9 protein-coding genes and 1 pseudogene are annotated in these 12,429 nt (G+C 62.6%); 2 read left to right on the top strand and 8 right to left on the bottom strand.

The window, feature by feature from the left end; genetic code table 11:
* Positions 1–223 precede the first annotated feature (223 nt).
* The 6 genes from NKI39_RS24015 to NKI39_RS23990 form a co-directional block, all read right to left on the bottom strand.
* Positions 224–2,005 carry an NAD(P)-binding domain-containing protein gene (locus NKI39_RS24015; RefSeq protein ID WP_352614661.1) on the bottom strand — a complete coding sequence of 594 codons (1,782 nt, stop codon included), beginning with the start codon at positions 2,003–2,005 and terminating at the stop codon, positions 224–226.
* A 139-nt stretch (positions 2,006–2,144) separates the two neighbouring features.
* Positions 2,145–4,178 (bottom strand): aldo/keto reductase, encoded by a 2,034-nt coding sequence (locus NKI39_RS24010; protein WP_352820761.1) that lies wholly within the window; start codon positions 4,176–4,178, stop codon positions 2,145–2,147.
* 56 nt (positions 4,179–4,234) lie between these two features.
* A complete protein-coding gene (locus NKI39_RS24005; RefSeq protein ID WP_352820759.1) occupies positions 4,235–5,332 on the bottom strand; it encodes an ABC transporter ATP-binding protein in 1,098 nt (365 codons plus the stop codon).
* 8 nt (positions 5,333–5,340) lie between these two features.
* Positions 5,341–6,192: a carbohydrate ABC transporter permease gene (locus tag NKI39_RS24000; protein WP_023675945.1), complete on the bottom strand. Its 852-nt coding sequence runs from the start codon at positions 6,190–6,192 to the stop codon at positions 5,341–5,343.
* The gene (locus NKI39_RS23995; RefSeq protein WP_254817930.1) at positions 6,189–7,049 is read right to left on the bottom strand and encodes a carbohydrate ABC transporter permease; all 861 of its coding nucleotides are present in this window, start codon (positions 7,047–7,049) and stop codon (positions 6,189–6,191) included. Before NKI39_RS23995 ends, NKI39_RS24000 begins: the two co-directional genes overlap by 4 nt.
* Before the next feature lie 165 nt (positions 7,050–7,214).
* Positions 7,215–8,486 (bottom strand): extracellular solute-binding protein, encoded by a 1,272-nt coding sequence (locus NKI39_RS23990; RefSeq protein ID WP_023675947.1) that lies wholly within the window; start codon positions 8,484–8,486, stop codon positions 7,215–7,217.
* 106 nt (positions 8,487–8,592) lie between these two features.
* Here NKI39_RS23990 and NKI39_RS23985 point away from each other — a divergent pair, with 106 nt between their 5' ends.
* Positions 8,593–9,465, top strand: coding sequence for a helix-turn-helix domain-containing protein (locus tag NKI39_RS23985; RefSeq protein ID WP_352491733.1), 873 nt, complete (start codon positions 8,593–8,595; stop codon positions 9,463–9,465).
* Positions 9,466–9,474: 9 nt separating this feature from the next.
* Here the strand turns inward: NKI39_RS23985 and NKI39_RS23980 are convergent, their stop codons facing one another.
* Positions 9,475–10,713 carry a M24 family metallopeptidase gene (locus NKI39_RS23980; protein ID WP_352834892.1) on the bottom strand — a complete coding sequence of 413 codons (1,239 nt, stop codon included), beginning with the start codon at positions 10,711–10,713 and terminating at the stop codon, positions 9,475–9,477.
* A 187-nt stretch (positions 10,714–10,900) separates the two neighbouring features.
* Entirely contained in the window at positions 10,901–11,239 is a 339-nt protein-coding gene (locus tag NKI39_RS23975; protein ID WP_023675950.1) for a hypothetical protein, read from the bottom strand.
* A 401-nt stretch (positions 11,240–11,640) separates the two neighbouring features.
* On the opposite strand from NKI39_RS23975, the pseudogene NKI39_RS23970 reads away from it, so the two are divergent.
* Positions 11,641–11,948 (top strand): annotated as a pseudogene (locus NKI39_RS23970) (ferritin-like domain-containing protein); the annotation flags it as partial.
* Positions 11,949–12,429 lie beyond the last annotated feature (481 nt).

Raw genomic sequence — 12,429 nt, 5'->3', positions numbered from 1 at the left:
GCCATCGCATCAAGAAATGCGCCTGGAACGACGACTATCTCATCAATGCCATCACTCATATGCGATAGCCCTGCCCCTCGAGGGGGAGATGTCGCCGAAGGCGACAGAGGGGGTCGGTTCGACCGGGCTCGTCTTCCTGCAACGGATGGAGGCTGGCGCTCGACGCGCGGCGACCCCCTCTGGCCTGCCGGCCATCTCCTCCTCAAGGGGGGAGATCACAGCTTCACCGCCCCGCCGCTCCATAAACCGGCGTCGCAATGCCTTCCATCCTCGCCTTGATCTGCAGCGCGACGTACTTCGAATAGAAGCGCGACAGCGCCAGATTGCCGCCGTGGAACCACAGCGCTTCCTGTGCCGTCGGCTTCCACATGTTGCGCAATTCGCCTTGCCATGGACCCGGGTCGCCTTTCACGCCCGAGCCAATCCCCCAGCACGGGCCGACCTTGTTGGCGACTTCGCGCGAGACGATCGCCGCCACCGTTTCGTTCATCGAGAGATAGCCGGTGCAGGCGATGATTGCGTCGGCCGCCAGTTCGGTGCCGTCGTCGAAGAGGATGCCTGTCTGCGTCAGCGACTTGATCCCGACGCCGCTGCGGATGCCGATCTCGCCGTCGATGATCAGGTCGCAAGCGCCGACATCGATGTAGAAGCCCGAGCCGGTGCGGTAGGCCTTCATCAGGAGCCCGGTCTCGTCGTCGCCGAAATCGATGGCGAAGCCGGCGCCGCGCAAACGATCGTAGAAGGCCGCGTCGCGCGCCTTGATGATGTCGTAAAGCGCCCGCTGGCCTTGCGGCAGCAGCGCGAACGGCGTCGAGGCGACGATCATGTCGGCCTTCTCGGTGGTGATGCCGCGGGCCAGCGCCTTTTCCGAAAAGATCTCGAAACCGATCTCCATCAGCGTGTCCGACTTGACCACCGTCGTCGGCGAGCGCTGGACCATCGTCACCTCGGCGCCGCTCTCCCAGAGGTCGACGCTGACGTCATGGCCGGAACTTGCGGCGCCGATGACGGCGACCTTTTTGCCGCGGAATTTCTCGCCGCTGGAATACTGGCTGGAATGCAGGATCTCGCCGTTGAAGACATCGGCACCCGGCAGGTCGATGCGCCTGGGCGGGCCATAGGCGCCGGTCGCAAAGACGATATGCTTCGGCTTTAGCGTGATGCGCTCGCCGGCGCGATCGAGTTCGACCGTCCAGACCCTTTCGGTCTCGTCATAGGACGCGCTCACGCATGTCGTGGAGGTCCAGTAGTTGAGCTCCATGACGCGCGTATACATCTCCAGCCAGTCGCCCATCTTGTCCTTGGGCGTGAACACGGGCCAGTTCTCGGGAAACGGTATGTAGGGCAGATGGTCGTACCAGACCGGGTCGTGCAGCACGAGCGAGCGGTAGCGATTGCGCCAGGAATCGCCGGCCTGAGCGTTCTTCTCGATGACTATGGCCGGCACGGCCAATTGCCGGAGCCGGGCGCCCAGCATGATGCCGCCCTGGCCGCCGCCGATGACCAGGCAATAAGGCTGCTGGCCGGCGCCGAGTTCACGCGTCTCGCGCGCCCTCGCCTCCAGCCAGGTCTCGCGCTCCGGATCGGCCTTGTGGCGGACACCCAGCGGCCGCGCCGGGCCCTTGCGCTCCTCAAACCCCTTGAGATCGCTCATCGCGGTAAACAGTGTCCGGCATTTGCCGTCCCTGAGGCGCATGATGCCTTGGCCCCACGCCGATGACGTCTCGAAAGAAAACCAGGCTTCGATCGTGCCTTCGTCCGAAGTCGCTTCGCCGCTGAGCTGCCACCGGGCAGGTTTTGTCGTTGCCAGCGTCGCCGCCAGCATGTCGCGGATCGCGACGCGGCCCTCCATCGTCCTGACGTTCCAGGTGAAGGTCAAGAGATCGCGCCAGTAGCAGTCCTCGACGAACAAATTGGTTGCCGCCTCGACGTCGCCGGCCTCGAGCGCCCGGGCAAAGGAATCGAGCCAGGTGGCAGCCTGTTTCGTCGGTGCGATGTCGAGCATCTGTCTTGCCTAACTTCCAGTGGCCTTTGCGCTGACCTCATTCTTACCCTTTCCCGGTTCTTTGCGGGAGAGGGTAAGGGCCGTGCAAACAGTCCGGAAGCTAAGGGCGCAGCGTAGGCCGAAGCGACTGCCGCTGCCGTCAGGCCCGCGCGCGGGCCTGATCCGAACCGCTATCCAGCCATGCGAGATCGTGCGGCGAAAGTGAGATGTCGAGCGCCTGGAGGCTGTCTTCCAACTCGTCGAGCGTGCGCGGCCCGATCAGCGGGACGGACGGAAACGGCTGCGCCAGCACATAGGCGAGCGCGACGTGGATCGGGCTTTTGCCCAGCCGTTTGGCGAGCTCGATGGCGCGGTCGCGACGGCCGAAATTCCTCTCCGAATACCAGACCCGGACCAGCTCCTCATTATCGCGCCGGTCGCGCCCGGCGCGGTCGGTGAAGAAGCCGCGGCCCTGGCTCGACCAGGCGAAATTCGGCATCTGCCGGGCGGCGAGCCAGGCCTTCCATTCGTCGCTGGAGGAGGTGACGCAGCCTGCCCAGATCGGCTCCAGCATCTCGGCCAGCGAGAAATTGTTGGAAAGCGCGCCGGGCTTCTGCTTGCCGGTGCGCTCGGCATAGGCAATCGCCTTGTCCATGCGGTCCATCGTCCAGTTCGAGCCGCCGAACGGACCGCGAATGCGGCCGGCCTTGACCTCGCGGTCCATCGCATCGACGAACTCGTCGACCGGCACGTCCGGATTGTCGCGGTGCATGAAATAGACGTCGATATGGTCGGTCTGCAGCCGTTCGAGCGACTGGGTGAGCTGCTTGCCGATGACGTCGGGATAGCAGAGCGGCGAGTGCGCGCCCTTGCCGATGACCACCGACTGCTCGCGCACGCCGCGGTTCTTCAGCCACTGGCCGAGCAGCGTCTCGGTATAGCCGGAACCGTAGACGAAGGCGGTGTCGAACAGATTGCCGCCGGCCTCGAAATAGGCATCGAGCAGGATGGCGCCCGACGAAAAGGTGCGGAAATCCTCGAAGCCGAGCGCCAGGCACGAGGCCGGCCGCGGCAGGCCCGGAATGCTGCGCTTGGGGATGGCGGTTCCGCCGGAGCGCAGCTTCCGTCCGGAGATCGTGTTGACGCGCTTTGCCGGTTTCTCGATGTCGTATTCGAGCCCGATTGCGGCCCGCCATTTGTCGAGCACGCGCAGATTGCCGAGACTGTCGGCCCAGCCCATGCCGGGCCAGGCGAACTCCTGCTTTCCGCCGAGAATGGCCTCGCCGGCGGCGTCGACCTCAAATGCGTACAGCCAGCCGTCCTCCGTGACCTCGACCACCTCGGTGTCACCCGGACGGATGATGCGGATTTCGCCGGTGCCGCCTTGCTGGCCGCCGGCATACCAGAAATCCGCCACCTCGATGCGGCCTTTGCTGCCGAGAATACGCAAGACATTGTCCTGAGCGAGCGAGATGCTGCAGGACACTTCCGCGACGATGCCGCCCGGAAAATGCAACAGCGCCGACGCCCATTCGTCGACGCCGGATTGGCCGAGATGCGCAGCGCCGACGACTTTGTCCGGCTCGGCGAAGGGCTTTCCCACTGCTGCGCCGGCAATCAGCCGCGCCATCGAGACGGGATAACCGCCGACATCGAGAATGCCGCCGCCGGCGAGATCCTTGGCGTAAAGCCGGTGCTCCGGCATGAAGCCCGGCATGGCGAAGCCGAAGCTGGATTTGATCATCTTGATGTCGCCGATCGCGCCGGCCCTGATCAGCTCGACCAGCTTGGCCGTCTGCGGATGCAGCCGGTACATGAAGGCTTCGCCGAGAAAGGTGCCGGCCTTGCGCGCGGCATGGATCATGGCGTCGGCTTCGAATGCGGTCAGGCCAAGCGGCTTTTCGCAAAGCACGTGCTTTCCGGCCTCGGCCGCCTTGATCGCCCATTCGGCATGGCTCGGATGCGGCGTCGAAATATAGATCGCGTCGACATCCGGATCGCCAACCAAAGCCTCGTAGCCGTCCAGGATGCGGGCGCCGGGGAAAGCCTCGGTGAGCCCCGACTTGCCGGGATTGCGCGCCCCTAAGGCGACCAATGTGCCGGTGCGCGAATGGGCGACGCCCCCGGCAAAAGCCTTGGCGATGTTGCCGGGCCCGAGAATGCCCCAGCGAACTTTTTCTGGTTTGGACGTCATGTCAAATCTCCGTGGGGTGGCCGCGAGCAATCGCGATCGGACAAAAGAAAGATGGGTTAGCGAATGCGTGCGCCGGTGGCGTCGAAGAGAAGCGAGCGGTCGGCTTTGATCGACACCACCAGGTCGTCGCCGTTCGCGCGATGCCGCGAGGCCTCGCGCTCGATGATCAGTTCCTCGCGTCCGCCACCGGTACCGGAATTGGCATAGACATAGCTCACCGATCCCAAGTGCTCGGCGACGTCGGCCTTGAGGGTAAGGTCGCAATCGCCCTGGCCGGCGTCGAAGAAATGCTCCGGCCGCACGCCAAGCACAACATCGCCGCCTGTTGCAGGCAAGGCATCCGAAAGCGGCTTGCGCAGTCGCGCGCCGCGATGATTGACCAGTTGGACGACCGCCGCACCGTTGTCGGCCCCGACCATTTTTGCCGCCAGGAAGTTCATTTTCGGCGAGCCGACGAAGCCGGCAACGAAGCGGTTGGCGGGGTCGTCGTAGAGATCGAGCGGCGCGCCGATCTGCTCGATATTGCCGGCGTTGAGCACAACGATCCTGTCGGCCAGCGTCATTGCCTCGGTCTGGTCGTGCGTCACATAGACCATGGTAACGCCGAGTTCCTTATGAAGGCGCGATATCTCGACGCGCATCTGCACCCGGAGCTCGGCATCGAGATTGCTGAGCGGTTCGTCGAACAGGAACACTTGCGGCTCACGCACGATGGCGCGGCCGATGGCGACGCGCTGGCGCTGGCCGCCCGACAATTGCCGCGGCCGCCGCTTCATCAGCTCGGCGATACGCAGGATTTCGGAAGCCCGCTTCACCCGCCGCTCGGTATCTGCCTTGGGGTTGCCGGTCATTCTCAGGCCGAAGCTCAGATTCTGCTCGACCGTCATGTGCGGATAGAGCGCGTAGGACTGGAACACCATGGCGATGCCGCGATCGGCCGCCTCGACGTCGTTCACCACCTTGCCGCCAATGGCGATCTCGCCGTCGCTGATGTCCTCGAGTCCGGCGATCATCCGAAGCAGCGTGGACTTGCCGCAGCCGGAAGGGCCGACGAAGACGACGAATTCGCCGTCATCGATGTCGATATTGGCACCGTGGACGATCTCGAAGACGCCGAAGCGCTTGATGACGTTTTTGAGTGTGACTGCCGCCATGCTGATCCTTACTTGATGGCGCCGGCGGCGATGCCGGCAACGAAATGGCGCTGCAGAAGCACGAACACGACGAGCATTGGCGCCGTCAGCATCACCGCGCCCGCCATGATGCCGCCCCAGGACACCTTGGTGAGACCGATCAGCGTGCCGAGCGCCACGGGCGCGGTCATCGCGCCCGGCTTGGAATTGATCAGCAGCGGCCAGAGATAGTTGTTCCAGGAGGCAAGGAAGAGGATGATGGCGAGCGCCGCCAGCATCGGCCGCGCCAGAGGCAGTGCGACGAACAGGAATATCCGCCATTCCTTGACGCCCTCGACCTTGGCGGCGTCGAACAGCTCGTGCGGCATCATCGAAAAACTCTGCCGCATGAAGAGCACGCCCAGCGAATTGAACAGCGGCGGCACGATCAGCGCCACCCAGGTGTTGGCGAGCTTGAAGTCGCGCGCCACCATGATGAATTGCGGGATCAGCACGACCGCATAGGGCAGCGTGATGGTGCCGAAGATGATGGCGACGACCATGCCCTTGCCGAAGAAGTTGTAACGCGCCAGCGCCCAGCCGGCCATCGAGGTCAGCATCACCGACAGGAAGGTATAGGTCACCGCCACCGAGACGGAGATGCCGATGGCGCCGATGAAATTGGTGCCGCGCTGCAGATTGCTGACATTGTCGAGGAAATTGCCATGCGGCAAAAGCTCGATGTCGGGGCTGAAGATGCCGTTGTCGGGCATCGTCGAAAAAACCACCATCATCCATAGCGGAAACAGCCAGACCAGTGCCAGCGGCGTCAGGAACAGATGCAGCGCGATGCTGCGTCCCAATCTGGCCTGGGAGCGGCTGACTCTTGAGTGCGAGGTCATTTCGGTTCCCTCGTCAGCCATATCTGCACCAGCGAAATGGCGATCGCCAGCCCGGCCATGGTGTAGGCGACGGCCGAAGCGTAGCCGAAATTGAGCGACCGGAAGCCCTGGCGGTAAAGCAGCAGCCCGAGCGTTTCGGTGCCGCCGCCCGGCCCGCCGCGCTCGGTGATCAGGAAGGGCTCGGTGAACAGCTGCATGGTGCCGATGATCGACAGCACGGCGCAGAACACGATGATCGGCTTGAGCAGCGGCAACGTGATGTAGAAGAACTGTTTGACCTTGCTGACCCGGTCCAGGGTCGCCGCCTCGTAGACATCCTCGGGAATCGACTGCAGGCCGGCGAGCAGGATGATGGCGTTGTAGCCGGCCCAGCGCCACGTCACCGCCATCATGATCACCGCCATCGCCGGGGTGACGTTGGTAAACCAGTCGACACTGGGCAGGCCGATGCTGTTCAGCAATTTGTTGATGATGCCGTAGTCGAGATTGAACATCAGCCGGAAAACCGCCGAATAGGCGACCTCGCCGACCACGACCGGCGCGAAGAAGGCAAAGCGGAACAGGCCACGGGCCTTGAGCAGTGGCGAATTCAAAAGCACCGCCATCACAATCGCCAGCGAAATCATCACCGGCACCTGGATGACAAGGATCAGCAATGTGTTCTTCAAGGCATTGAAGAAGGCCGGATCGCCGATCAGCCGGCCCCAGTTGAAGGTCGGCGCGAAGCGCCACGGCACGGTGCGCGTCGCCTGGAACGAGATCAGGAAGGAATCGATGATCGGCCACAGCCAGAAGATCGAAAAAATCAGCAGATACGGCGCGAGGAAGCGATACGCCGTGGCGTTCTGGTAGCGCATCGTTTCCTCCTTTCTGCTTTCAAGTTCTTGCCTTCTCCCCTTGTGGGAGAAGGTAGATCGGCGCGTAGCGCCGAGACGGTTGAGGGGTGATGGCCGGAGTGCCGCCGGCGCCAAGCTGGAGCACCCCTCATCCGTCGCCGCGCGCTCGGAGCCGCCTCGTCTAGATCACGACTTGACGGGCAGGCCGGTCGCCGCGGCGATCTGGCTTGCGGCATCGTCGAGCGCTGCCTTGGCGTCGGGATAGCCGCCGGCCAGATATTTGGTCTGCACCGCGCGGATGATGATTTCGGCGTCGCTCTGGAACGGCGTGCCGCGGCTGGGGACGACCTTGGGCAAGGTGCCGAGGATGTCCTTCCACACGGCTTGGCCACCCCAATAGGGCAGGCCCTCGGAGACATAAGGGTCGTTGAGCGCCGAGATCAGCGACGGCACCAGGCCGAAGCCTTTCAGCATGGTGATCTGGCCCTCATTCGTCGCAAGCGTGTATTTCAGATAGGCGTAGGCGGCTTCCTTGTTCTTCGACACCGAGGTGATGGCGAGCGAGGAGCCGCCGAGATTGGCGGCGCGCGGACCGTCGGCGGTCAGGCTCGGCATCAGATAGACGCCCCATTTGCCTGCCCCATCGGGCGATTCGGTGCGCACGGTGCCTTCATACCAGCCGCCATACATCTGCGTGGCGACCTTGCCGGCGGTGTTGTTGGTGATCTTGGTGCTCCAGTCGGCAGAGGAAATGATGCCGGCGTCCTTCATCTCCTTGATCTTGGTCATGGCATCGACGCATTTGGGCTGGTTGACCGTGATCGATTGCCCGTCGGCGGAGAAGTAGGCGCAACCCTGCTCGTTGGAGATCATGCGGAAGAATTCGGAATCGCCGTTGAAATCGGCGTTGGTCATCGTGACGCCGGGATTGGCGGCCTGGATTTTCTTGGCGGCGGCGATGAAGTCGTCCCAGGTCTTGATCGAGGACGGATCGACGCCAGCCTTCTCGTAGAAGTCGCGGCGGTAGAACATCGCCACTGGACCGGAATCCCAGGGCATCGCATAGGCCTTGTCGTCAACCTCGAGCTCGGTACGCTTGAAGTCGGGGAATTTTGCCTGGTCTTCCGCGGTGTAGCCGAGCGTATGCAGGTCGACGAAGCAATCCGGGAACTGGCTCCAGTAGTTTTCGGCTTCGCCGTTCTCGATCGTAACGATGTCAGGCAGCCCCTCGCCGCCGGCGGCACAGCCGGCGATTGATTTGTCGTAGGTCGGCTGGTTGCCAAGGTCCTCGACCGTCACCTTGATGTCGGGATACTGCTTGTTGAAGCCCGCTATGGTGGCCTTCAGCGACGAAGCGGCGATATTCCAGCTCCAGATCGTGATTTCACCGGACTGCGCAAAGGCCGGGCTGGAGCCCAAGGCAAGCGCGAGCGCGGCGCAGGTCAATTTTATGCGCATTGAAATCCTCCCATTTCAGTTGCTCTCTGTTTGCGAGCGTGGCTAGACTAGGCCTCGGGAAAGCCTTGTCCGCGACAAAGGGAATAAGAAATGAGCGGAAAGTAAGATGCCGGAAAGGCCGTTTTACCAGCCTGGCGCCAGCAGCGTGGAGGGCCTGCCGCTGCTGCTGCAGATGTTCCACACCCAGCCCCTGGTGATGCTAAAGCCGCATTGGCACGCCCAGGTCGAGGTGAATTTCATCGTGCGCGGCGCCGTGCATTACCGCATGGACGGGCACGGGCTTTCGCTTTCTGCGGGTGACATGTGCCTGTTCTGGGGCGGCCTGCCGCACCAGATGGACGAAGCGTCCGACGATGCCATCTATGCCGGCGCGCATTTGCCGCTGGTGCATTTCTTCCGGCTGCATTTGCCCGTCGATGTCCGCAACAGGCTGATGACCGGCGCGACGCTGGTGACCGACGCCACCGACCGGTCGGACGACCACAATTTCGAGCGCTGGAATCGCTATGCCCGCTCCGGCGACCCGGTCAAGGCCGAGCATGCCGTCAACGAGCTTTTGCTGCGGCTGGAGCGGGTGCGCTTCGAGCCTTACCGGCTGGTGCCCGAAACCCCGGTCGAACAGGAGATAGGCAGTCCCTTCGATCAGCAATCGCTGCGCAATGTCGGGCGCATGTGCGACTTCATCGCCGAGAATTTCCTCTACGAGATCGATTGCGTCGACATCGCCGCGGCGGCCGATATCCATCCCAAATACGCCATGAGCATATTCAAGAAATCGACCGGCATGACGCTCAATGAATATGTGAACTTGCTGCGCCTCAGCTACGCGCAGGCGCTGCTGATGCATCAGGATGCCAATGTGCTGCGCGTCGCCATGGAATCGGGCTTTGGCTCGCTCAGTGCCTTCAACAAGTCGTTCCGCAAGCTTTCCGGCATGTCGCCGTCGGATTTCCGCAGGGGCGTGGCCAGCGCCAGATAACGGCTGGATTCAAGCGATAATATCCAGGCGCCTCGGCAGGCGGTTCATCGGCGACGGCCCGTTGGCGGTGATCAGGAACTGGTCCTCGAGATTGAAGCTGGCGAGACCGTCGATGTAGAGCGGGATTTCGAATGCCAGCACCATGCCGGCCTCGATCACGACATTGCTGTCGGCCGAGATGAACGGCCATTGCTCGGAAAACACGGAATTGCCGACGCCGTGGCCGAAATGGCCGCGGCGATAGGAACGCAGGCCCTGGCGCGCCAGGCTTTCGCTGGCGGCGCGATGCACGGCGGCTAACGGCTTTCCGGGCATAAGCGCGGCAAGCCCGTCGGCGAAGGCGCGTTCGGCTATCGCATGCAATTCGGCCTGTTCGGGCGACGGCGGCCCGAAGGTGAAATTCCGCGACATATCCGAGGCATAGCCGTTCACGCTGCACACCATGTCGGCCTTCAGCGGATCGCCGGCGGCGGCGACGACGTCGGCGCCTTTTGGGCGAGCGCCCAGCGTGACGTATTCCGCCGTCGAGATTTGCTGCGACGACCCGGCGGCTGCATCCGCGACGCCTTGCCGGTAAAGCGCGACCAGCTCAGACTGACGCATGCCGGTCGTCGCATGCTGCTGCAGCCGCGACAGGCCGGCTTCCGACAGGGCGATGCCCTGCTGCAGAAGGTCGATCTCGCTCTGCGATTTGATTGCCCGCAGCCTGTCGAGAACCGGCGAGCCGTTGACCAGGGCAGTGCCCGGCAACATTGCCTGCATCGCGGAAAAATCGCTGGCCGAGACGAAATCCAGCTCGATGCCGAGCGTCGCACGCTCCAGCCCGAATTCTGCGAGGATCGTTTTCAGCTCGCGGACGGAGCGGGCAAGCTCGAAGGTCGCCGGACGTGAAAAACCGGGGGCGCGGCCAACCAGGCCGGCCTCGATGCGCTGCGCAACAGGCCGGTCGGCCGTCGCCGGCTCGAGCGACGCCGATTCGATCCAGATCGCATGCGTGCGCAGCACGGCGCCGGCCATCGCCGCCCGGAGCCGGGCAGCCTGGAAATCCGCCACCACGACGCCGAGCGGCAGGTCGCCTCGCTTGGAAATAACGACGAAACCGGCACCGGCCCGCCGGAACAGGCCGGCCGGGCCGATCCAGGCACCGGTGGCATATTGGAACGCCTCGGGCTCGCAAAGCACCAGCGCCTCGATGCCGGCGCGCTGCATCAGGTCAGTTGCGCGCTCGCGGTCGACAAAGCCGGCCATGGGATCTCCTCGAATGCACTCGAATCCGACGCCGATGCGGCGTCGTTTGGCCTTAGCGTAGCTTCAGTGCCGCCGTGGAGCAGCTTTTTTCTGGAAGCGCTGTTCACCTTGAGAGTTCGTCGTCGGGAAACGAAAAAGCCGCGGCGAACCACGGCTTTCAACGCGACAAGTGGTCTGTTTGGAATGCTTACTCGGTTTCGTCAGAGGTGTCGTCGGCAGTGTCTGCCGCGTCTTTCGCGGCCTTCCTGTCCAGCGCTGCCTGCAAGGCCAGCGTAGCCTGCGGTGAGGCCGGTGTCGTGGCAACGACCGCCATTGCATGAGCAACGCCGGTCGTCGACTTGTCCTTGGCCGCGGCGGAAGTGGCGGCTCCGTGTCCCTGCGAGCCGGCCCCGGCCGAGTTTCCGCCGTTACCGTTGCTGCCGCCATTGCCGTTGCCATTGCCATTGCCCCCGGGAGCAGCGAGTACCGGAGATGCGACAAGGGTGAGAGCGGCTACAGTCGCGAATAGACAGGTGCGCGTTTTCATAGTTCCTCCTTCGAGTCGCCCTCCCGCCAGGATGGGTTTCAGATGAAAAACGTCAGGACTTTCGAATCCGAAAGTCGGCTGTTACCTAGCTTTGTTCAAATACAGTATTCTACAAGACGGACCTTGGTCCGAAATCGATACGCAAAAGTCCTGGATTTTATCGACAGCGTACTTCGGACGACCGCAGCGGCGGGATTTTTGCTGCCGGCAGATCCGGCGCCGCTACAGCGCAGTGTGCGTCGGCTGACATCAGGCTAGGGTCGAGGAAACCTAGTTGCTCGACCATCGGTGAGATCATTCAAGGCGATTGAGAAACATTCCACATCTCCTGAAGTTGGGAGCGCAGGTGCGCTTTTGAGGTGCCAAAATGTTTGATGCCGGCGGGCTTTTGGGAGGAAGCCATGATCCGCGTCACGCCTGCATTTCGTGTTTCGCGCCGCCGCGCGTTGCAGTTTGGCCTGGGAGCAACGCTCGCTTCGGCCACCGGCCTTGCCCCGGTTTCCCGGGCCTATGCACAGGATGAGGTCAAAGGCGAAGACATTTTTTTCCGGTTCGCCCTCAATCTCGAATATATATGGAAGCCGAATATTACCTGCGCGGTACAACCGGAAAAGGGATCGAAGACTCGGATGCTGGCCCGAAGGCCGGCGCTGTCGTTGGCGGCAAACAGGTCAGCTTTGACACGCCTGCAATCGGCGAGTTCATGCGCCCATGGCGTCCAAAAAGCTAGTGAGTTCAATTGGCTCGCCCGGAAAGAGTCGAACTCCTGACCCCTAGATTCTGGTCTGAGAAGTCAAGATCTAGGCGGTTCGAACGCGTCCCCTACTCCGTCAACGCTCCGGCTTCCCACCGCCAAGGCACATCATGGTTTAGGAGCTTGGCTTAGACGCTCGAAGTGAAGTACCCAGCCCATATCTTATTCCATTCTGGAGTTTCCACGTTTTTCGCAGCGGTCAAGGCCGCCGAGAATCCGAGATGGTCAATACCAGTGAAATGATGCAGGTTCTTCTGGACCACGTGGCAAGCAGGCCGCTGAGCAGACGTAGCTTCCTGGTTTCAGCATATGGACCCTCTTTGTAATACGAATTGAAAATTGCGCCCTCATGTTTCAGAACAGGTCGGTAGACCCGCGAGGATGATTTCGAATCCTGCGGGTCGCTCACGGTCCTCAAGGCGAGAATTCTAAGAGA

Source organism: Mesorhizobium sp. M0664 (assembly GCF_040320565.1).
GTDB lineage: Bacteria > Pseudomonadota > Alphaproteobacteria > Rhizobiales > Rhizobiaceae > Mesorhizobium.
The sequence above is the reverse complement of the archived record's forward strand: the minus strand, read 5'-3'. Positions and strand labels throughout refer to the sequence as shown.